22 protein-coding genes are annotated in these 19396 nt (G+C 64.1%); 9 read left to right on the top strand and 13 right to left on the bottom strand.

The window, feature by feature from the left end:
- Window positions 1-3 precede the first annotated feature (3 nt).
- The 7 genes from KBZ13_RS01740 to KBZ13_RS01710 all read right to left on the bottom strand — a co-directional run bounded on the left by KBZ13_RS01740 (window position 4) and on the right by KBZ13_RS01710 (window position 6371).
- Complete coding sequence (locus tag KBZ13_RS01740) at window positions 4-2133, bottom strand: polyribonucleotide nucleotidyltransferase (protein WP_255005320.1); 2130 nt, start codon at window positions 2131-2133, stop codon at window positions 4-6.
- Between the two features lie 134 nt (window positions 2134-2267).
- Window positions 2268-2570, bottom strand: coding sequence for a 30S ribosomal protein S14 (rpsN, locus tag KBZ13_RS01735; RefSeq protein ID WP_255005319.1), 303 nt, complete (start codon window positions 2568-2570; stop codon window positions 2268-2270).
- Between the two features lie 34 nt (window positions 2571-2604).
- Window positions 2605-3255, bottom strand: a complete 651-nt coding sequence (gene nth, locus KBZ13_RS01730) for an endonuclease III (protein ID WP_255005317.1) — start codon at window positions 3253-3255, stop codon at window positions 2605-2607.
- 46 nt (window positions 3256-3301) lie between these two features.
- The gene (rseP, locus tag KBZ13_RS01725) at window positions 3302-4390 is read right to left on the bottom strand and encodes an RIP metalloprotease RseP (protein ID WP_255005316.1); all 1089 of its coding nucleotides are present in this window, start codon (window positions 4388-4390) and stop codon (window positions 3302-3304) included.
- Between the two features lie 42 nt (window positions 4391-4432).
- Window positions 4433-5713, bottom strand: a complete 1281-nt coding sequence (gene serS, locus KBZ13_RS01720; protein ID WP_255005314.1) for a serine--tRNA ligase — start codon at window positions 5711-5713, stop codon at window positions 4433-4435.
- Window positions 5714-5772: 59 nt separating this feature from the next.
- On the bottom strand, window positions 5773-6030 hold the full coding sequence (locus KBZ13_RS01715; RefSeq protein WP_254938407.1) for a NifU family protein: 258 nt from the start codon (window positions 6028-6030) through the stop codon (window positions 5773-5775).
- 161 nt (window positions 6031-6191) lie between these two features.
- Window positions 6192-6371 carry a UPF0175 family protein gene (locus KBZ13_RS01710; RefSeq protein WP_255005312.1) on the bottom strand — a complete coding sequence of 60 codons (180 nt, stop codon included), beginning with the start codon at window positions 6369-6371 and terminating at the stop codon, window positions 6192-6194.
- An 86-nt stretch (window positions 6372-6457) separates the two neighbouring features.
- On the opposite strand from KBZ13_RS01710, the gene lepA reads away from it, so the two are divergent.
- From lepA to KBZ13_RS01665, 9 genes are all read left to right on the top strand, one after another.
- Window positions 6458-8266: a translation elongation factor 4 gene (gene lepA, locus KBZ13_RS01705; RefSeq protein ID WP_255005310.1), complete on the top strand. Its 1809-nt coding sequence runs from the start codon at window positions 6458-6460 to the stop codon at window positions 8264-8266.
- An 11-nt stretch (window positions 8267-8277) separates the two neighbouring features.
- Window positions 8278-8688: a HEPN domain-containing protein gene (locus KBZ13_RS01700; RefSeq protein ID WP_255005308.1), complete on the top strand. Its 411-nt coding sequence runs from the start codon at window positions 8278-8280 to the stop codon at window positions 8686-8688.
- On the top strand, window positions 8663-8998 hold the full coding sequence (locus KBZ13_RS01695; protein ID WP_255005306.1) for a nucleotidyltransferase domain-containing protein: 336 nt from the start codon (window positions 8663-8665) through the stop codon (window positions 8996-8998). Before KBZ13_RS01700 ends, KBZ13_RS01695 begins: the two co-directional genes overlap by 26 nt.
- A gap of 135 nt (window positions 8999-9133) precedes the next feature.
- Complete coding sequence (locus tag KBZ13_RS01690) at window positions 9134-9757, top strand: Uma2 family endonuclease (RefSeq protein ID WP_255005305.1); 624 nt, start codon at window positions 9134-9136, stop codon at window positions 9755-9757.
- Between the two features lie 130 nt (window positions 9758-9887).
- Window positions 9888-11042 carry an ATP-binding protein gene (locus KBZ13_RS01685; RefSeq protein ID WP_255005301.1) on the top strand — a complete coding sequence of 385 codons (1155 nt, stop codon included), beginning with the start codon at window positions 9888-9890 and terminating at the stop codon, window positions 11040-11042.
- Window positions 11043-11098: 56 nt separating this feature from the next.
- Window positions 11099-11590 (top strand): hypothetical protein, encoded by a 492-nt coding sequence (locus KBZ13_RS01680; RefSeq protein ID WP_255005300.1) that lies wholly within the window; start codon window positions 11099-11101, stop codon window positions 11588-11590.
- Complete coding sequence (locus tag KBZ13_RS01675) at window positions 11587-12021, top strand: hypothetical protein (protein ID WP_255005299.1); 435 nt, start codon at window positions 11587-11589, stop codon at window positions 12019-12021. Before KBZ13_RS01680 ends, KBZ13_RS01675 begins: the two co-directional genes overlap by 4 nt.
- Window positions 12018-12539 carry a Tfp pilus assembly protein FimT/FimU gene (locus tag KBZ13_RS01670; protein ID WP_255005298.1) on the top strand — a complete coding sequence of 174 codons (522 nt, stop codon included), beginning with the start codon at window positions 12018-12020 and terminating at the stop codon, window positions 12537-12539. Before KBZ13_RS01675 ends, KBZ13_RS01670 begins: the two co-directional genes overlap by 4 nt.
- Window positions 12536-13036, top strand: coding sequence for a type II secretion system protein J (locus KBZ13_RS01665; protein WP_255005297.1), 501 nt, complete (start codon window positions 12536-12538; stop codon window positions 13034-13036). The genes KBZ13_RS01670 and KBZ13_RS01665 overlap by 4 nt, the downstream gene beginning before the upstream one ends.
- A gap of 7 nt (window positions 13037-13043) precedes the next feature.
- Here the strand turns inward: KBZ13_RS01665 and KBZ13_RS01660 are convergent, their stop codons facing one another.
- The 6 genes from KBZ13_RS01660 to KBZ13_RS01635 all read right to left on the bottom strand — a co-directional run bounded on the left by KBZ13_RS01660 (window position 13044) and on the right by KBZ13_RS01635 (window position 18742).
- A complete protein-coding gene (locus KBZ13_RS01660) occupies window positions 13044-13562 on the bottom strand; it encodes a hypothetical protein (protein WP_255005296.1) in 519 nt (172 codons plus the stop codon).
- Between the two features lie 8 nt (window positions 13563-13570).
- Window positions 13571-14122 carry a type II secretion system protein J gene (locus KBZ13_RS01655; RefSeq protein WP_255005295.1) on the bottom strand — a complete coding sequence of 184 codons (552 nt, stop codon included), beginning with the start codon at window positions 14120-14122 and terminating at the stop codon, window positions 13571-13573.
- Window positions 14123-14128: 6 nt separating this feature from the next.
- Window positions 14129-14695 carry a Tfp pilus assembly protein FimT/FimU gene (locus KBZ13_RS01650; protein ID WP_255005294.1) on the bottom strand — a complete coding sequence of 189 codons (567 nt, stop codon included), beginning with the start codon at window positions 14693-14695 and terminating at the stop codon, window positions 14129-14131.
- A 5-nt stretch (window positions 14696-14700) separates the two neighbouring features.
- Window positions 14701-15309, bottom strand: a complete 609-nt coding sequence (locus KBZ13_RS01645; protein ID WP_255005293.1) for a prepilin-type N-terminal cleavage/methylation domain-containing protein — start codon at window positions 15307-15309, stop codon at window positions 14701-14703.
- Between the two features lie 17 nt (window positions 15310-15326).
- Window positions 15327-17099 (bottom strand): hypothetical protein, encoded by a 1773-nt coding sequence (locus KBZ13_RS01640; protein ID WP_255005288.1) that lies wholly within the window; start codon window positions 17097-17099, stop codon window positions 15327-15329.
- A gap of 71 nt (window positions 17100-17170) precedes the next feature.
- A complete protein-coding gene (locus tag KBZ13_RS01635) occupies window positions 17171-18742 on the bottom strand; it encodes a class I SAM-dependent methyltransferase (RefSeq protein ID WP_255005287.1) in 1572 nt (523 codons plus the stop codon).
- Window positions 18743-19396 lie beyond the last annotated feature (654 nt).

Raw genomic sequence — 19396 nt, 5'->3', positions numbered from 1 at the left:
GGGTCAGGCGGTGACGGCCACGGGCTCTTCCTGGTCGACGCCGCGCAGGGTGAGGTTGATGCGGCCGCGGTTGTCGATTTCGCGCACGCGCACGCGCACCTGATCGCCCACCTTGATCACATCTTCGACCTTCTCCACCCGGGCTTCGGAGAGCTGGGAGATGTGGATCATCCCCTCCTTGCCGGGCAGGATCTCGACGAAGGCGCCGATCGGGATCACGCGGGTGACGTGACCGCTGAACTGCTCCCCTTCGCTGATGCGGCGGGTGAGGCCCTCGATGATCCGCTGGGCTTCCTCGGCGGCGGAGCCGTCATGGCTGGCGATCGTGACGATGCCGCCGTCCTGGATGTCGATCTTGGTGTTGGTGCGCTCGGTGATGCCCTTGATCGTGCGGCCACCGGGGCCGATCACGGTGCCGATCAACTCGGGGTCGATGCGGAAGCTGAGCAGCCGCGGGGCGTGGGGCGAGAGGGTGTCGCGCGGCTTGTCGATCGCCTCGAGCATCTTGCCGAGAATGTGCAGCCGGGCCGGGCGGGCCTGGTTGACGGCCTCAGCGATGGTCTTGACCGCCAGACCGGCCATCTTCATGTCCATCTGAAGGGCGGTGATGCCCTTTTCGGTGCCGGCCACCTTGAAGTCCATGTCACCGAGGAAGTCTTCGATGCCCTGGATGTCGGTGAGGATGCGCACCTCCTCGCCCTCCTTGATCAGGCCCATGGCGGCGCCGCCGACGGGGGCCTTGAGGGGCACGCCCGCATCCAGCAGCGCCAGGGTGCTGCCGCACACCGAGGCCATGGAGGTGGAGCCGTTGGAGCTCAGGCACTCCGAGACCACGCGCAGCACGTAGGGGAAGTCTTCCTTGGCGGGCAGCACGGGCACCAGGGCCCGTTCGGCGAGGGCGCCGTGGCCGATCTCGCGGCGGCCGGGGGAGCGCATCGGCCGGGTTTCACCGACGGAGTAGGGGGGGAAGTTGTAGTGGTGCAGGTAGGTCTTCTCGCTGGACGGGTTGAGGTCGTCCAGTTCCTGGGCATCGCTGGGGGTGCCCAAGGTGGCGGTGGAGAGCACCTGGGTGAGCCCGCGCTGGAACAGGCCGGAGCCATGCACGCGCTTGGGCAGCACGCTGACGGCGGCGGTGATCGGGCGCACCTGGTCGAGGTCGCGGCCATCGACGCGCTTGCCCTCGTTGATGATCTGGGCGCGCATCATCTTCTTGGTGACACCTTTGTAGGTGTTGCCCAGGGCCTTGCCCGCGGCGGCCAGGCGGATCGGGTCGTCGTCGCCGAGGGTGGCGATCTTGGCAGCCACTTCGCCCTTGAGGACGTCGAGCTTGGCGTCGCGCTCAGGCTTGGTGAGGCTGTACTGCTTGAGCACCTCGGCGATGCCGGCGCCACATTCCTGCTCAAGGAAGTTGGGCAGGGCCGGGTCTTCGATCTTGGTCTCGGGGATCACCTGCTCGATGCCCAGATCGCTGAGCAGCTTGAGCTGGGCCTTGATCAGCTCGCCCACGGCCTCATAGCCGAAGTCGATCGCTTCGATCACATCCTGCTCGGGCAGCTGGTTGGCGCCCGCCTCCACCATCACCACGCCGGAGGGGGTGCCGGCCACCACCAGATCGAGCTCGCTGCGCTCGATTTCCCGGTAGCTGGGGTTGAGCACGAAGTCGTCGCCGAGCAGGCCCACGCGCACGGCCGCCATCGGGCCGCTGAAGGGCATGCGGGCGAGCAGGCAGGCGATCGAGGCGCCGGTGACGGCGAGCACATCGGGCGGCACCCGCTCATCGAGGGAGAGGGTGGTGGCGACCACCTGGATGTCGTCGCGCAGCCAGGAGGGGAACAGGGGCCGCAGGGGGCGATCGATCAGGCGGGTGGTGAGGATGGCGCGCTCGGGGGGGCGGGCCTCACGGCGGAAGAAGCTGCCGGGGATGCGACCGGCGGCGTACAAGCGCTCTTCGTAGTCGCAGGTGAGCGGGAGGAAATCAATGCCTTCGCGGCCCTTGGCACGCGTGGCCGTCACCAGCACGGAGGTATCACCGCATTCAACCAGTACCGAACCCCCGGCCTGGGGGGCATACAAACCTGTGGTCAGCCGGATCTCCCGACCATCGAAGGAGACCGTCTGAATGTGTCCTGACACGTGCGCTTATGTCCGTTTTGTTGTCAAATGCCATTCTCGCATTCGGTGTGAACTCCCCGTGATGGGGCGCAAAAAAGGGGCCCCCAACGGGGACCCCTCCTGGCTCAGCTTGGGCGGCGGGGCCGCCGGCTGGTTCACCAGCTGGATTTGGTGACGCCGGGGAGCAGGCCCTTGTGGGCACGCTCGCGCAGCTGGTTGCGGCAGAGGCCGAAATCGCGGTAGTAGCCCCGGGGCTTGCCGGTGGCCCAGCAGCGGTTGCGCACGCGGTTGGGGGCGCTGTTGCGGGGCAGGCCCTGGATCTTGCGGTGGATCTCAAGGCGCGCCATCGGATCAGCCGCCGCCCCGAAGGCCTCCATGAGCGCAGCGCGCTTCACAGAGAAGCGCTCGACCATCTTCTTGCGCTTCACATCACGCGCGATCATCGACTTCTTCGCCATGCGGCTGGGGCTGGGTAGCAGGAGATTGCTGAGCTTACCGCCCCGGCGGATGGCTGGGGCAGAGGTCGGCCAGGGGGCAGCCGTCGCAGGCGGGTTTGCGGGCGTTGCAGACGGCGCGGCCGTGGAAGATCAGGCGGATCGAGAAGGTTTCCCACATCGGCTGGGGCAGCAGCTTCATCAGCTCCGGCTCGATCCGGCGCGGGTCGCTCTGTTTGGTGAGCCCGAGGCGGTTGCTGAGCCGTTTGACGTGGGTGTCGACCGTGACCCCGGCGTTGATGCCGAAGGCGTGGGCCAGCACCACATTGGCGGTCTTGCGCGCCACACCGGGCAGCTCCAGCAGCTCCTCCATCGAGCGCGGCACCGCGCCGCCGTGGCGCTCCATCAGCAGGCGCGAGCTGGCGACGATGTTCTTGGCCTTGTTGCGAAAGAAGCCCGTGGATTTCACATAGGGCTCCACAGCGAGGCCGGTCACCGCGGCCGCGGCGGCCGCATCGGGAAAGCGCTCGAACAGGGCCGGGGTGACCTTGTTGACGCGCTCGTCGGTGCACTGGGCCGAGAGCATGGTGGCGACCAGCAGCTCCCAGGGGGTGCGCCAATCAAGCGAGCAGGTGGCCTCGGGGTAGAGCTCCCCCAGGCGCTCGAGGATCAGCGGCGCCCGGGTGCGGGCGCTGGGGAAACGGGGCATGGTCGGGTGGCTTGGGGGAGGCCTGGCGGGCGCGATCAGCGGGGGATCAGTGGTTGAGCAGTTGCTGCACCAGCGGCAGCTGGGAGGTGTCCTTGACGATCAGCACCACGCTCAGGCTCACCAGCAGCACGAAGCCCGATTGGAGGAAGGCCATCTGGAGGCGCTCGGGAATCGGCTTGCCGCGCACGCCCTCGAGCAGCAGCAGCAGGAACTGGCCGCCATCGAGCAGGGGCAGGGGCAGGGCGTTGAGCACCGCCAGGTTGATGGAGATCAAGGCGGTGTACACGAACAGGCTGCTGCCGCCCTGCTTGGCCAGCGAGGCCCCCATCTGAACGATCTTCACCGGCCCGGACACCTGGCCGGCGGTCTCGCCGAAGTGGGTGGCGAGGGTCACGAAGCCATCGACGGTGCGGCCGAGCAGCTGGGAGAACTCCCGGTTGGCCTGGCCGATCAACTCCAGGGGGCTGCTGGGGGCGCGGAAGGATTCCGTGCCATTGGGTTGCAGCTGGGCGCCGATGCGGCCGCTGCCGCTGCGCTCGACCGGGGTGAGGCGCAGGGGAATTCGCCGGCCCTCCCGCTCCACCTCAAGCTGCAGCGCCTGGCCGGGGGCGCCCTTGATCTGCTCCACCACCCCGACCACGGCCTCCTGGCCGCCGGCGATCGCGCTGCCCCCGAGCGCCACGATCCGATCACCCGCCAGCAGGCCGGCGCTGGCGGCCGCCTGGCCCGGTTGGACGGCCACCACCAGCACCCCGGGGGTGGCGCTGAAGCCCGAGGGGATGCCCAGCACCAGGCCCTGGCCCAGCAGCACCGCGTAGGCCAGCAGCAGGTTGGCGAGCACGCCAGCGGCGATCACCAGGGCCCGCTGGGGCAACGGCCGGTTGCGCAGCAGATCCGGGTCATCGCTGGGGATGCCGCTGTCCTCGTCGTCATCGGGGAAGGCCACGAAGCCGCCGAGCGGAAGGGCGCGCAGGGCGAACTGCACGCCCCGGCGTTGGCGCTCGAGCAGCACCGGCCCGAAGCCGATCGAGAAGCTGCTGACGCGGATGCCCTGCCAGGTGGCGGCAAAGAAGTGGCCCGCCTCATGCACGACGATCAGGCCCGCCAGGATCGCCAGTGCGGTGAGGACGCCCATCCAGTGACAGCTCGTGAGAATGGTTGAGTCTGGCGCAGTGGCTCAGGCTTCCGCTGTGATCCGCTCAGCGCCGAAATAGCTCCATAGCGCCGCCGGCAGGGCCACCGAGCCATCGCCCTGTTGGCCGTGCTCCAGCAGGGCGGCCATGGTGCGGCCGATCGCCAGGCCGCTGCCGTTGAGGGTGTGCAGCAGCTGGGTGCTTTTCCCTTCTTTGAAACGGATGGCGGAGCGGCGGGCCTGGAAGTCGGCGCAGGTGCTGCAGCTGGAGATCTCCCGGTAGGTGCCCGCCCCCGCCAGCCAGACCTCCAGATCGAAGGTGCGGGCGGCGGAGAAGCCCAGATCGCCCGTGCAGAGCTCGATGCGGCGGTAGGGCAACTCCAGGGCTTCGAGCACCGCCTCGGCATCGCCGGTGAGCTGCTCGTGGGCGGCGTCTGAGTGCTCGGGATGGCTGAACCAATACAGCTCAACCTTGTGGAACTGGTGCAGACGGATCAGGCCCTTGGTGTCGCGGCCGTAGGAGCCGGCCTCGCGCCGGAAGCAGGGGGTGAAGGCGACATACCGCAATGGCAGCTGCTCGGCCGGGATGATCTCGTCGCGGTGCAACGCGGTGACCGGCACCTCGGCGGTGGGGGTGAGCCAGAGGTCGTCGTCGGCGCAGCGGAAGCTTTCCTCGGCGAACTTGGGCAGCTGGCCGGAACCCGTGAGGCTGGCGGAATTCACCAGGATCGGCGGCAGCACTTCGCGGTAGCCCTTGCGCGCGTGTAGGTCGATCATGAAATTGATGAGCGCCCGCTCCAGCCGCGCCCCCTGGCCCAGGAGGGTGACGAAGCGGCTCTGGGCGATGCGCACCGAGCGCTCGGTGTCGAGCAGGCCGAGCCGTTCGGCGATGGCGCCGTGCTCCAGCAGGCCCGCTTCGATCCGGGGTTTGCCCCAGCGCTTGACCTCCACGTTGTCGGCTTCGCTGACGCCTTCGGGGCTGAGGGCCGAGGGCAGGTTCGGCAGGCCCAGCAGTTGCTCGCGCAGGCGGGCGCTGAGGGTTTTCTCCTCCTCATCAAGCACGGAGACCTGCTGTTTGAGCCGGTTGCCCTGCTCGCGCAGTTCCTTCACTTCAGGGCCAGTCGGCGCGGCGCCGGCCTGGATGCGCTGGCCCACCTCCTTGCCCACACGGTTGCCTTCGGCCTGGAGGCTGCTGAGGCGCTCTTCGAGGTCGCGCTGCTGCTGGGCGATCAGCTGCAGGCCGGTGAGATCGAGCTTGAGGCCGCGGCGCCCCAGCTGCTCCACCACCAGCTCAGGGTTCTGGCGCACCAGGCGCTGATCCAGCACGGGGCAGGCGGCAGGGGAAAGGGGAGCTTACGGGGCTGCCCTTGCTGGGCCGCAGGGCTTCAGAGCACCTGAACGACTTCGTTCACTTCGGGGATTTCCTCGCGCAGCTTGCGCTCGATGCCCATCTTGAGGGTCATGGTGCTGCTGGGGCAGGTGCCGCAGGCGCCCTGGAGGCGCACCTTCACGATCGGGCCGTCGATCTCGACGATCTCGACGTTGCCGCCATCGGCCATCAGGTAGGGGCGCAACTCATCGAGCACCCGCTCGACGTTCTCGATCGTGAGCGCGCGGGGGTCGTTAACGGTTTCGGTGCTCATGGGAATTTGGCGCGATGGACTGAGCTTAGGGAGGCACCTCCATGGCTGACGGATGGGCCTGGGAGCTCGCTTCGCCTTCAGCGCTCGTTCAACGCCCGCAGAACCGGCGCTGACCGCTGAATCAAGCGTTGGAGCTGGGGGCAACCGTTGCAGGCAGGGGCCTACAGGCCGAGCCCGCGCCGGGCGGCCTCCAGATCGGAGCGCGTGTCGGCCGGATCGCTGGAGCAAAGGGGAAGCTTCAGGTTGGAGAGCAGCTCCAGGAAGCGGGGCAGCGGCAGGTCGGCGAGGCGAGCGGCGGCGGCGGTGGAAATCGAACCGGACTGGATCAGGGTCAGGGTCACGCCTAGGTGGGCCAGGTGCTGGGGACTAGCCCTCTGATTCCTAGGATCGGCCCCACTGGTTTCCCTGAGCGGGCTTTCAAGGCGCGATGACCGACGTTCCCGTTTCACGGATCCGCAATTTCTGCATCATTGCCCACATCGACCACGGCAAATCGACCCTGGCCGACCGGCTGCTGCAGGCCACCGGCACCGTGGCGGCGCGGGACATGCAGGCCCAGTTCCTCGACAACATGGAGCTGGAGCGCGAGCGCGGCATCACGATCAAGCTCCAGGCGGCGCGGATGGAGTACACCGCCGCCGATGGCGAGGTGTACATCCTCAACCTGATCGACACCCCCGGCCACGTCGATTTCTCCTACGAGGTGAGCCGCTCGCTGCAGGCCTGCGAGGGGGCGTTGCTGGTGGTGGATGCCAGCCAGGGGGTGGAGGCCCAGACCCTGGCGAACGTGTATCTGGCGATGGGGAACGATCTGGAGATCATCCCGGTGCTCAACAAGATCGACCTGCCCGGAGCTGATCCAGCGCGCATCAGCGAGGAGATCGAGTCGATCATCGGCCTCGACACCTCGAATGCGATCCCCTGCTCCGCCAAGACGGGCCTGGGAATCCCCGAGATCCTGCAGGCGGTGGTCGACCGGGTGCCGCCGCCGCCCGATCGGGTGAATGAACCGCTGCGGGCGCTGATCTTCGATTCCTACTACGACGCCTACCGGGGGGTGATCGTTTACTTCCGGGTGATCAGCGGACGGATCGCCCGCAAAGACAAGGTGCTGCTGATGGCCAGCGGCAAGACCGTCGAGCTCGATGAGGTGGGGGTGATGGCGCCGGATCAGCGCCAGGTGGAGAGCCTCCATGCCGGTGAGGTGGGCTACCTGGCGGCCTCGATCAAGGCGGTGGCCGATGCCCGCGTGGGCGACACGATCACTCTGCTGGCCGATCCGGCCGATGCGCCCCTGCCGGGCTACGCCGAGGCCAAGCCGATGGTGTTCTGCGGCCTGTTCCCCACCGACGCCGACCAGTACCCGGATCTGCGCGAGGCGCTCGATCGACTGCAACTCTCCGATGCGGCGCTGAAATACGAGCCCGAAACCAGCAGCGCCATGGGCTTCGGGTTCCGCTGTGGTTTTCTGGGGCTGCTGCACATGGAGATCGTGCAGGAGCGCCTGGAGCGCGAATACGACCTGGATCTGATCGTGACGGCGCCGTCGGTGATCTACCAGGTGAACATGATCGATGGCTCCACGATGCTGGTGGACAACCCGGCGACCCTGCCCGATCCACAGCAACGCGAATCGATCGAAGAGCCCTACGTGAAGCTCGAGATCTACACCCCCAACACCTACAACGGGGCGCTGATGGAGCTGTGCCAGGAGCGCCGGGGCGAGTTCATCGACATGAAATACATCACCCCGGAGCGGGTGACGCTGCACTACGAGATGCCGCTGGCGGAGGTGGTGACCGATTTCTTCGATCAGATGAAGAGCCGCACCAAGGGCTACGCCTCGATGGAGTACAGCCTGATCGGCTACCGCAGGAACGAACTGGTGCGCCTCGATGTGCTGATCAACGCCGAGAAGGCCGATCCGCTCACCACGATCGTGCACCGCGACAAGGCCTACAACGTGGGCAAGGGGCTGGTGGAGAAGCTCAAGGAACTGATCCCGCGCCAGCAGTTCAAGATTCCGATCCAGGCCTCGATCGGCAGCCGCATCATCGCTTCCGAAAGCATCAGCGCGATCCGCAAAGACGTGCTCGCCAAGTGCTACGGCGGCGACATCAGCCGCAAAAAAAAGCTGCTGTCGAAGCAGGCCAAGGGCAAGAAACGCATGAAGGCGATGGGCAAGGTGGACGTGCCCCAGGAGGCGTTCATGGCGGTGCTGAAGTTGAACCAGTGATGGATTGATCGATGGGATCACGGGCAGGCGATTGGCTCCAACAGGCCGGACGAGACCTGGAGCAGGCCCAGTCCTCGATGGAGGCCGAACGTCATGAGTGGGCTTGCTTCGCGGCCCACCAGGCCACGGAGAAGGCGCTGAAGGCTCTCAACCTGGCCCTCGATCAACAGGCCTGGGGGCACACCCTCACGCGGCTCTGGTCGTTGGTGCCTGCGCAGGAAGCCTGGCGGCCGGCCCCCCCGGATGGGCTTGAAGATCGCCTGCGCCTGTTGGATGGCTTCTACATCCCGACGCGCTATCCCGACAGCTATCCGGACGGCACACCCGGTGAACATTTTGGCAAACTACAGAGTGAACAAGCGTTGTTCCATGCCCGCGCTGTCGTCGACTGGATCCGTGCTGCGCTGGCCGAGCGCGGCTGAGGTGCTGGCCCAGGCGGAGCGCTGGGCGCGGCAGCAGGCCGCGGACCACAGCGATCTGCAGGCGGTGGGAGTGTTTGGCTCCTACGGACGCGGCGATGCCGGTGTGGGCAGCGACCTGGATCTGGTACTCGTGCTCGAGAGCTGTGAGTTGCCGATTTGGGAGCGGTTGCGGCGCTGGGATACCGCCCCTCTGCCACTGGCGACGGATCTGCTGGTGTACTCACGCCAGGAATGGGACACCTTGCCCCAATGGAACCCGCGCCTGGCCCAGGTTCTCGGCACGGAAACGCGCTGGCTGATTCCGCTCTGACGTTGAAGCCGTCGCTCCAGCGGCATGGGCAGGGCTGGCGGCACCGGCAGAATTGGAAGTGGAAACTCCAAAAAGGCGGCGGATCTGGCGGCCCTGATGACGTCGGTAGCCTGAAGGTCACCAGGCGGATGGTTCATGACGCTGGCCCCTCCAAGCCCAGGGCCCGTTCTGCAACCTCTGCAGCTGCCGTGGGATCTGCGGCTCAATGCCGATCAGTTTGAGCGGGTGTGCCAGGCCAATCCCGATGCGGTGCTGGAACTGACGGCCGATGGCGAGCTGATCGCCATGACCCCCACCGGCAGCGAAACCGGCGCCCGCAACAACGAGCTGTGCTTCCAGCTCAAGCGCTTCGCGAAGGCCTCGGGCGGCTGGCAAGGGTTCGACAGCTCCACCGGCTTCCGCCTGCCGGACGGCTCGGTGCTGAGCCCCGATGCCTCCTTGGTACGCATGGATCGCTGGCAGGCCCTCAGCCCGGAGCAACGCCGGGGCTTCGCCCCCCTCTGCCCCGAGTTGGTGGTCGAACTGGCCCGCGCCTCAGACGAGGGGAGCCGCGGCGTCAGCGCCCTGCGCCAGAAGATGGAGACCTACCGGGCCAATGGGGCCCAGCTGGGTTGGTTATTGCTTCCCGAGCAACGGGCCGTGGAGATCTGGCGTGCTGGCGCCACCAGCTCCGAGCGCCAGGGCGGCGCCGCCACGCTGGAGGGCGGCGAGCTGTTCGCCGGGTTGACGTTGGATCTGGCCCCCATCTGGGAGGTTTGAGCAGGCCCTTGGCGGTAGCCCGTCAGCCGCCCTGAGTCTTGGGACCGTTTGCCCCGATGGAACCCGCGCCTCGCCCAGGGCGAGCGAGACCGGCAGAATTGGAAGTGGAAACTCCAAAAAGGCGGCGGATATGGCGGCGGTCCAGCGATGTCTGCAGGAACCAGCCGGAAGTTTCTTCCTGTTTGGTCCCCGCGGCACCGGTAAGTCCACCTGGTTGCGCCAGGTCCACGGCACCGCCTACTGGCTCGACCTGCTCAATCCGGAGGCTCAGCGCTTGCACCAGGCCCGGCCGGAACGGTTGCGAGAGAGGCTGGCCGCCGAACCCACCATTTCCACGGTGGTGATTGATGAGGTGCAGAAGGTGCCGGCGCTACTGGATGTGGTGCATTCACTGGTGGAAGAGCGACCGGGCCTGCGGTTCGTGCTCACCGGATCGAGCGCCCGAAAGTTGCGCCGGGGCAGCTGGAACCTGCTGGCTGGTCGACTGGTGGCTGCCTCCATGCATCCCTTCCTGGCCTCAGAGCTGGGGGCCGCGTTCAGCCTGGAGCGCGCTCTGCGGATCGGACTGGTCCCCTTGGTGCTGGAAGCCGCCGACCCGGAGCAGACGCTGCGGGCCTACACCTCGTTGTACTTGAGGGAGGAGGTGCAGGCAGAGGCGCTGGTTCGCGATCTGGGCGGCTTCGCCCGGTTTCTCGAGGGCATCAGCTTCTCCCATGGATCCACTCTCAATCTCTCCGCCGTGGCAAGGGAGTGCCAGGTGGGTCGCAAAACGGTGGAGAGTTACCTCGGCATTTTGGAGGATCTGCTGCTGGCTTTCCGGGTGCCGGTGTTCAGCCGGCGAGCCCAGCGCCAACTGGTGGCCCACGAGAAGTTCTTCTACTTCGATGCCGGAGTGTTTCGCTCCCTGAGGCCCGCCGGCCCGCTGGATGCCCCCGCGGAGATCGAGGGCATGGCCCTGGAGGGATTGGTGGCCCAGCATCTGCGGGCCTGGATGGCCTATCGGGGCAGTATCGACAAGCTCTTCTACTGGCGCACCAAGGCTGGCCGGGAGGTGGATTTCGTTGTGTACGGACCCGAGAGCTTTGCGGCCCTGGAGGTGAAGCGCAGCCGCCAGGTGCACTCCCGTGATCTTCAGGGCTTGAAGGCCTTCCAGGCCGATTACCCCGAGGCGGACGTGGCCCTGCTGCATCTGGGCCCGGAGCCGCTGCGGATCGACGGCATTCTCTGCCTGCCGTGCGGCGATTTCTTGCAGGCCCTGGATCCCCAGGCGCCACTGCCGATCTAGTCGGCCCTGTCCACCCGTGGGAACGCTGAACGGGTGTTCATCCGGAGAGGTTTCCGATGCCCCGCCCCCTTCAGCGCCTGGGCCCCCCAGGCCCCCCTCGCTCCAAGACGCCCCGCCCCCGAGCTGACGCCGGATCCGTGTTGCCGTTGGCCACGGTGGCGGCGCTGGTGATGGTGCTCAGCAGCCTGTCGCTGCTCGGCACGGCCCTGGCCGGCCGCCAGGCCCAGGCCGCCGACCTGCGCCGCCTCCAGGGGGAAGACGCCCTGAACTCGGCAGCCCAACTGATCGCGGCTCAGCTGCTGCCCGGCAGCCCGCCCACCGCGAGCCTGCAGGTGCCCCTTGGGGAGGCCAATGCCACCGTTCAGCTGCTGAGCTGGCAGCCCGGGGCTGATTCGGCGTTGATGCGGCTCCAACTCCAGGCGGATCCGGCCCAACAGGCGAATCCAGCCGCACAGGCAGGACAGGCGGCGGGCCGCACCGGCAGCTTCCGGCTGATGCTTGATCCCAGCACAGCCCAGGTGCGCGGCCTGCGCATGGAGGGGCCATGAACTTCGCTGATGTGTTGGTGGGTTCGCTGGTGTTCTCGATGGCCAGCGGCAGTTCGTTGCAGCTCACCGCCGGCATGGGCCGTTCGCTCCTTGAGCAACGGGCTGACCGACAACGGAGCGAGCGGATCGAGCTGGAGTTGCTGGCCGCTGACCAACGGCTGCGCCAGGGGGCGGCCCAGATCCCAAGCGCGGACCCGGCCTGCGCCGATCCGGCGGGGCTGATGGTGGCACTGATTCAGGCGCCCCAAGCCCAGGCGCCCCTTTCAGAGCCGTTGCCAGCAGGACTCGAGCGCCGCTTGGAGGCCGTGGGCCCCCAACAGGTGCGCCTGAGCTTCATGGGGGCGGGCCCAATGACGGCACGCCAGAGGCTGTTCACACCGGCGGCCTATGGGCTGTGCGCCCCTGGGGCCTCAACGGGGGTGACGCCATGAGCCGCCCCCCCAACACCAACGCCGCCTTCACCCTGCCGGAACTGATGATCAGCGCCGCCGTGCTGGGGCTCCTGGCGGCCCTGTCTTTTGGCACGGGCGCCGAGCTGCTGGCCCGCCAGCGGGTGGAGGCCAGCGCCCGCCTGCTGCAGGAGGGCATCTTGAAAGGCCGCGCCGAAGCCGAGCGTTCCGGCCAACCCTGCGGCCTGAGCCTGGGGGCCGAGGGCTGGCAGGCACCCAGCGATGGGTCGCTGCCGGCCTGCCAGGGTGCCCTCAGTGACCTGGGCGACAACCACCGCGCCTATGGCGTGGAGTGGGCCAGCAATTTCCCGTTGAGCCTGCGCTTCAGCGCCAACGGCCTGGTGATCGATGGCGGCACGGCCGTGGTCTGGGGACGCGGCACCGGCCTGCAGCGCTGCCTGGTGATGGCGCTGCCCCTGGGGGTGCTGCGGGTGGGCCGCTACGAGGGCACACCCCAGGCGACGCTCAGCGGCAACTGCCTGCGCGATGGGGCGTCATGAGGAACGCCAAGCACCAGGCCAACGCCGGGTTCACCCTGGTGGAACTGCTGATCGCCCTGGCGCTCTCCCTTGTGGTGGGCGGCGCGATCGTGCAGGCCCTGCTGGCTAGCACCGCCCTCAGCCAGCGACTGGGCCGCCAGCTGCGCCAGCAGGAGTTTGCCCAGCGGGCCCGGCGACTGGTGGAGAGCGACCTGCGCCGGGCCGAGGCGGTGAGCGCCGATCCGGCCAGCGAGCAAACCGCCTGCAACCTGAGCGGGCGTACACCCGTGCTGCACCTGAGCCTGGGGCCCAACCGAGCGCCGATCACCTACTCCCAGGGTGCGGCGCCAAGCGCGATCTGGGGCGGCCAGGTGCTGATGCGCTGCGGGCCCGCCTTCGGGATCGACGGGGCCCAGAACCTCGACGGGGCCTGGCAGAACCGGGTGGTGCTGGATGGGATGGAGGGGGAGGAGGGGTTGAGGGAGTGGATGGAGACCGTTGCCTCCCAGCTCCAGTGAGCCGAGATCACTCGAAATCTTCAGGGTTGCAGGTGCTGAAGGTTTTGATGGCATCGGGCACCATCGCTTGTCCATGACGGATTTCGGGCGGGAGGATTTTCTCCAACTCGGCCTGGGCGCTTTCAAGATTTCGCTTGGCGTCCAGGAACTCGATGGAGTTGGGATCCCCAACCTTCATCGCACGCACCCACGGCCCCTGGACAGCAACCAATTGCTGGCTGGCAGCGATCACACGATCCTGGTGTACCTTGCAATACATGTAGCGATCCGCTCCAGTGAGAGACGGTTTTGTTAGTAGGGTTGGCGTGGGAGCTGGGGGATCTTGCCTGGGAACGATCGTCGGACCTCCTTGGGCCAGGCACTTCTGATAGGCCGCCATCTGCTGCCCGCTGATGGGCTCAGATTCGGCTTGCTGTCGGCAGGCCTGTTTGAGACGGGGGGAAAGTTCGCTCCCCTTCGGTTGACAGGCTTGAACCATCAACAGGGCCAAGGAAAGAGAAACAACAATGGCAGGTTTGCTAATCAATTTGGAATTCAATTGGTGGGATAGCTTTGGATCCTTGTCCGAGCAGCGCTGGAGAGACCTGTATAAGTAGTACCCCTGGAATCGGTGAGGGTCATCGTGTAGACAGGGTCTCTGGAGTTGGCGGCAGACGGAGTAAAGCTACTGACGTTTTCTGCAAGGGTGGAGGTGCCACTCCCCGCTCCGAGTGAGCCGTTATCATTGATCGGAGGGCCAGTCCGCTGCAGATCAGTTCCGCTCCGGGAATAGGCGATTGTTGAACCGTTGGGAAGGGTCAGGGTCAAAGTGCTGCCGCTGACAACCGCCGTGCTGGCTTCACCAATTTCGGTGTCCATCAGGTAGTTGATGCGACCCCAAGTATCTCTGAGCCTACGGACCGACTCCTGGCTGGCTTCGGCTTTGATGTTTGAAACAATAACCCTTGCACCGCCGACAAGAATGACACCACCAATCGCTGCGGCAATCAGAAGCTCGATAAGCGTGAAGCCAAAACTCGTTATCACCACGCAACGGTTTGTGGCGGAACGCAGAGAAGGTGTCGAGGGAAAGTTCAGCTGTTTCATAACAAATTAGAAGGTTCCGCCATAGGTACAAGTCCCACCGGAGGTGTCGCTGGAACCAATGCTGATCAGGCCCAGGCCTGGAGAAATCTGAACACAGCGCTTAGGCCCCGTTGAGCCCGTCAGAAAGACCTCAATAACAACGGCACTTCCCAAAGGTGTATTGTCTGCTTGTGCATTGACACTTCCTCTGGGAGTGAATTTGAAGATTGTGGGGCCATTTGGTGAAATTGTCATCGTTTCATTGGTCGCAAACACTGATGATATTGTCAGGGGCGAGTTGGAAAGGCAATTATTAGTGATCTCACTCCCTGTGGCTGCAATCTCAGTGGCTGAAGCTAGTGGAGCGTTACCAATCAAGTCCCCTCCCGTGATGGTGACCTGGCAGGCATTGCCTTTGAGAGAGGCGCGGCGCACAGCTTCCAGCCAGCCCGAGAGCTCCGTGACCACAGTGTTGACCCGCGTGCGGCGCCATTCTGCTCCGCTGATGGAGATGGCAATGCCACTAAGAATGCCCAGGATGGCAACAACAACCATCAACTCGGTCACGGTGAAGCCAGGCTGTCGCTTAGGCATGGCCATCAAGTTAAATTTGCTGGTTCCGATATTGTGGGACACCAAGCAACTGTGGTTGGAGTTAAAGAGACTTGGCGGAGTACTTCTGATGTAGAGGTGTTGGTGTAAGTCACCGTATAACGATGAACAGCAGATTGCGATCCGGTATTAACGGCAAAGGTGATTCCTTCCGTTGCAAGCGAGCCAGGCAAAGTGGCGTTGAGCTCTGTTACAAGATCTGTGATCAGGGTTGTGCCCGAACAGCGAGCTTGAAAGTTGGTGATTCCGTTGGCAACAGAGGGGAAATACTGGATTTTCGTTGGATCTGAGCCTCTGATCACACAGGTGCCTCCCGTGGCTACAGTAAGATCACCACAGGTGAAGCGGTCATTGAGGCGCTGCACCCTTGAGATATCTTGGTCCACAAGCGCTTGAAGCCTGATCCGGGTATTGGTGGATGCGGACATCTGGTTCGTTCGGCTGAACAGCTGTGCGGTGCCCGCCAGCACCACACCAAGCACTACGACAGACACAAGCAACTCCGTGAGGGTGAACCCCTCGCCGGCTTTGGAGTATCTCGCAGGGGTCTCCATCCGGCTGCGCTTGATCCGGGGTGGGCTGGGCTGGGCTGTCATGGTGTTACCTCAACCAATCAGAAGAACCGCATCGACTGGATGGAGCGGGTTACATAGTCAATATATGGATTAAAGGCTGTATCCCATTGGGTTCCGCCTAGCCCCATTAGCTCGACGACGTTGGCGATAACAGTGTCGGGAATTGAGATTGTGTTTTTGCCGGCGCTTTGAAAGTCATTGGTCCAGATCGCTCCGGTGTAATCTGCGGTGCCTCCCATCTGGATGTCTCCATTGGGGAAGTAGAGAAAAAGCTGAAGACTGGTCCCAGAGCCATTTCGAAGTTCTACAACCTGAGTGCCACAGCTTTGGCAACCGAACATGGAGAGGTCTGTCTCCTTTAGTGGAAGGTTTCCGGTGTTGGCTGTGTTGACATGAATGAAGCCGCCGTTGTTGTTTAGCTGAATTGTGTTTTTGCCTGAATTGCCACTTGTGTTGTTTGGGAAGAAGAACCGTACTGGGCCACCGGCTGTGTCAAGGGTAGGATTCTTGGGCCCGCCACCGCTTATCGCTTCAAATCTATTCATTGTGCAATTGATTTCTGCCGGTTTGGCCAATATTGGTAGTGGCAGCGCTAGTGGATCTGCTGTAACGGCGGGTGTACGAGCGCAAACGTTTCCGATTGCAGTGATTTTGGCTGTTGCTGTGGTTGTCCAGGGCCAATAATCAATAGTTGCTGTGTCTATGTTGGTTGCGGTTGTGGGTGCTGTTGAAAGTGTTAGGCTGTCTGAAAGTATTACATTGCAATCTCCGGAACGAATGCCTACGCAGGATGTTGTTGGGGCTGGGGAGGCGGGGGCAGTAAGCGCGTCGGGAAGTGGAATATTAACGACGTTGACGGTATTGTTGTCGAGATTATCTATGCAACCTTTGGTAAATGTAGCAATGCAGGTGACTGGGTCGACCGTTACCTTGCCTTTGCCGGAGATTGTCAAATCACCGCTGTTACTCTCGGCCGCCCCGGCGATGAACCCTGCGCCTGCGGGAAGTGTGCATACCCTCGTGTCGTTGCCGAAAGCATTGCCGAAGGTGCTGTTGATCCCACGTAGGCTGCGATCGAGGCATTTCGGCACCACCTCAAAACTCTTGGTAACCGTGGAGGTTCCCACGATCGTGGAGCCCCGATAGGCAAAGCCTTGAACCGTGAGAGTGATCACTCCTGCTTGAGCCGGAGTGTTTTTGTTGCCAATTGTTACAGAGAATGACCCAGTGGGCGGCAAATTGGGACCAAATGTACCAGTGGTCTTACTGGCAGAATAAACATCTGGAGGAGGATTGCTGCTGCAATTAGAGCTGTTGCAGATCGACACCAACTTGAATCGCTTGGTGGCATCAATGGTCTGCTCAGCCTTGAGGTCTGTGGTGGTAAAGGTGGCCGAAAGATCGGGCACTTTATTCGCAAGACCATCGGGCACATTGATGGTGGCGCCGTATTTGGTGCCGTCCTCGAGAATCGTTCTGGTCTGCGTGTCCAGTAGAATCGCATTGACGAGCAACTGCCTATTACGGCGCCGGTTGAGCTCGCTGATGATGTTGTTGATTCCAATCTCAGCGGCCGATCGGGCTTCACGGCTCTGGCTGTCATAGGCCGAGCCAAGCACCCCCAGGCTGTTGCGGTTGGCCAGGGCCAGGGTGCCCAGGATCACCGCCAGGACAATCAGAAATGTGGCGGCGAGCGAAAAACCTGCCTCCGATCCCTGCGGCCGTGACAGCGAGCGCTGGGTTCGGGTGCGGGCCAGCAGATTCAGAAGAACTCGAGGTGTCATCTCCTCTGGCGATCCGTGCTTCGCCATACCTTGTAGGTTCCATCCTAGGCCTGATCGATCGGATCGACCGGTGATGGCCCTTGGCGCCTCCGTTCCCTTCAGGCACCGGAGGCAAACACCCCCAACGACCGGAGCAGTGGGAGGCGCTCACGGGCCAGCGTCTCCGCCATCCCCCGCAGCACCTCCACCTGCTCGTTGGCTTCGCTCACCAGTTCGTTCTGTGGGCCCCGCAGCTCAGCGCCGATCTCCGAGAGTGCAAACAGCACGCATGCGATCAGGTTGTCAGTCTCCAACCCCTGTGCTAAGGCCGTGCGGATGAGACTTTGCAGCAGATTGAAGCCCACGCCGCTGCCGATGGCTGGAGCCACCAGTTGCGTGTAGCCAGCGCCCTCCGCCATCAGTTCCATCAGCTTCAGGTTGATGCGTTGGGCACCTTCCAGGGCTTTCCGCCCAGCCTCGCCTCGATCGAGGCCCAGCCGGTTGGCGCTGAGCAGCAAAGCGACGAGCAGCACCAGCTCCTCGACATCCGTTGTGGTAGCGGCGAACAGCTCGCCGAGGCTTTTCGGGCCTGCCACCAAGACGGCTTCCAGGGCCGCGCAATTGACGGGGTCAGCCGTCAGTTCGCCAAAATCGGAGTTGAATTTGTAAGTGTCGGTGCTGGTGGGTTCCTGTAGGCGCACCTGGAGGGCCGCCAGCCGCATCTGCCGGCGTTGCGGCGAGAGCGGCAGCGGACCTCTCACGAAAAGATCACGGCGGAAGGATTTGTTGGTCGCCAGATCGATCAAGGTCTGCCGGATCACGGGATCGCTCTCGGCCAGCACCAGCGAACGCATGGGTTCCGCCATCAGTTGCTCGAAGAGGTCAGCCAATGTGGCGCTGCCCGCAGGCTCGAGGGCGTGATCAGCGCAGCGCTGGTGCATCTCGGCCACATAGAGCGGCTGCCAGCCTTCGTTGGCGAACTCCTGACACAGATAATTGGCTGGCTGTTGATCGATGACATCAAGAGAAGCACCCAGGCCTGGGAAGGCCCTGGCCAGGGGCATGGGAGCCTCACTGGAACCCATCATCACCCGCAGCTGGTCTGAGGCTGTGCGATAGGCCAGATCAGGCCGGTGGCGATCGGTGCGATCCAGTTCGAGCAGGGCCAGGGCCCGGAAGGCGCTGCGTTCGAGCCAGCCCGGATAGGTGTTGTAGGAGCAATAGAACACTCCTGCAGGCCGCAGCGCGGCTGCGGCGACGGTCAACAGGGCCTTCTGGACCGGCTGGGTAACCCAGGTGGCAATGCCGTGGGCCGCAACGTAGTCATAGAGATCCACTCCAGGCCGAACATCGATCGGGGCCGGATCTTCGGCCAGGGCCAGGAAATCAGCCTCCAGAAAGCGGATGTTCTCCAGGCCCAGTTCATTGGCCAGCCAGTTGCTGTGGGCGATGTGGGCTGGCAGAAAATCCACGCCCAAAAAGGTTCCTTCCGGGTAGGCCGCCGCCAGCAGGCAGAGGCCCAATCCCATGCCACTGCCCAGTTCCAGATAGCGGAAGGGGCTGCCTTCCGTTGGCCTGGGGGGCTCATGGCCACGAATCAACAAGGCAAAGTCAATCCAGTTCGGAGCAAGCTCCCTGTAGAACTGCTTGGTGTAGGTGCCGTGGCTGTAGTAGCCGTGATTCCAGGCCATCAGGATCGACTGGGGGAAGGGATCCGTGCCCCCTGCTCAGCCATGAGCCGCTGGATCAGCTCAGTCCAGTCACCGATCGGTCGCTGTCGAACTAGCCGCGCTGAGGGAGACCAAGCGGTGCTCTCCCCATCTGGCCCCCAGCGCCACTGGTAGAAGTCGGAGAGCAACAGCAAGAAGCGATGACCGAGAGTACCCGTGAGGTGCGCGAGGCTGGAATTGTTGGAGATCAACAAGTCGAAGGCGGAAGTGATGAGTCTAGTTTCGACGAAATCAAAGGCAGTGTCCACCTCCGGCTGGGCCTCCATGAAGCGGTCACCGCAAGGCACCTTGCTTGGTAGAGCTGCTTTGCAGCCTTTCTGAAGGGAGACGAAGTCGACTTCGGCGAGTTCCGCGGGGTTTCTCTGTCAATGGAGCCCGATCAGATGCAGACCCGGCAGCTGCACTGAATGCCGAGAGTGGGCCACACGGATCAGAGGGATGACATCTTTCCTGAAAGCTGAGGGATCATTCAAATTGTGGACAATCGCTCTGGCTTGAGGGTATGAATCCGAGTCATCGTGTTGACCTACACGTGCTGAGGATTTCCTTGCGGCATCTCAAGGTTGCCTCGAGAGTGGCAATATTTTTGGTGCCCTGAGGTCGTGGGGTTTTGTG

The sequence above is a fragment of the Cyanobium sp. ATX 6F1 genome, assembly GCF_024346315.1.
In the GTDB taxonomy this organism is placed as follows: domain Bacteria; phylum Cyanobacteriota; class Cyanobacteriia; order PCC-6307; family Cyanobiaceae; genus ATX-6F1.
Note: the sequence above shows the minus strand (reverse complement) of the source record. Positions and strands in the feature narration are given on the sequence as shown.

What these genes read in the sequence shown, in the direction of transcription:
- rseP (WP_255005316.1), bottom strand. Translation starts at nt 4,390, where the DNA reads ATGGGCGTCCTCACCGCACTGGCGATCCTGGCGGGCCTGATCGTCGTG.
- KBZ13_RS01645 (WP_255005293.1), bottom strand. Translation starts at nt 15,309, where the DNA reads ATGACAGCCCAGCCCAGCCCACCCCGGATCAAGCGCAGCCGGATGGAG.
- KBZ13_RS01670 (WP_255005298.1), top strand. Translation starts at nt 12,018, where the DNA reads ATGAGCCGCCCCCCCAACACCAACGCCGCCTTCACCCTGCCGGAACTG.
- KBZ13_RS01715 (WP_254938407.1), bottom strand. Translation starts at nt 6,030, where the DNA reads ATGAGCACCGAAACCGTTAACGACCCCCGCGCGCTCACGATCGAGAAC.
- KBZ13_RS01675 (WP_255005299.1), top strand. Translation starts at nt 11,587, where the DNA reads ATGAACTTCGCTGATGTGTTGGTGGGTTCGCTGGTGTTCTCGATGGCC.
- KBZ13_RS01685 (WP_255005301.1), top strand. Translation starts at nt 9,888, where the DNA reads ATGGCGGCGGTCCAGCGATGTCTGCAGGAACCAGCCGGAAGTTTCTTC.
- KBZ13_RS01680 (WP_255005300.1), top strand. Translation starts at nt 11,099, where the DNA reads ATGCCCCGCCCCCTTCAGCGCCTGGGCCCCCCAGGCCCCCCTCGCTCC.
- nth (WP_255005317.1), bottom strand. Translation starts at nt 3,255, where the DNA reads ATGCCCCGTTTCCCCAGCGCCCGCACCCGGGCGCCGCTGATCCTCGAG.
- KBZ13_RS01665 (WP_255005297.1), top strand. Translation starts at nt 12,536, where the DNA reads ATGAGGAACGCCAAGCACCAGGCCAACGCCGGGTTCACCCTGGTGGAA.
- KBZ13_RS01650 (WP_255005294.1), bottom strand. Translation starts at nt 14,695, where the DNA reads ATGCCTAAGCGACAGCCTGGCTTCACCGTGACCGAGTTGATGGTTGTT.
- KBZ13_RS01635 (WP_255005287.1), bottom strand. Translation starts at nt 18,742, where the DNA reads ATGGCCTGGAATCACGGCTACTACAGCCACGGCACCTACACCAAGCAG.
- KBZ13_RS01690 (WP_255005305.1), top strand. Translation starts at nt 9,134, where the DNA reads ATGACGCTGGCCCCTCCAAGCCCAGGGCCCGTTCTGCAACCTCTGCAG.
- KBZ13_RS01655 (WP_255005295.1), bottom strand. Translation starts at nt 14,122, where the DNA reads ATGAAACAGCTGAACTTTCCCTCGACACCTTCTCTGCGTTCCGCCACA.
- KBZ13_RS01700 (WP_255005308.1), top strand. Translation starts at nt 8,278, where the DNA reads ATGGGATCACGGGCAGGCGATTGGCTCCAACAGGCCGGACGAGACCTG.
- KBZ13_RS01640 (WP_255005288.1), bottom strand. Translation starts at nt 17,099, where the DNA reads ATGGCGAAGCACGGATCGCCAGAGGAGATGACACCTCGAGTTCTTCTG.
- lepA (WP_255005310.1), top strand. Translation starts at nt 6,458, where the DNA reads ATGACCGACGTTCCCGTTTCACGGATCCGCAATTTCTGCATCATTGCC.
- rpsN (WP_255005319.1), bottom strand. Translation starts at nt 2,570, where the DNA reads ATGGCGAAGAAGTCGATGATCGCGCGTGATGTGAAGCGCAAGAAGATG.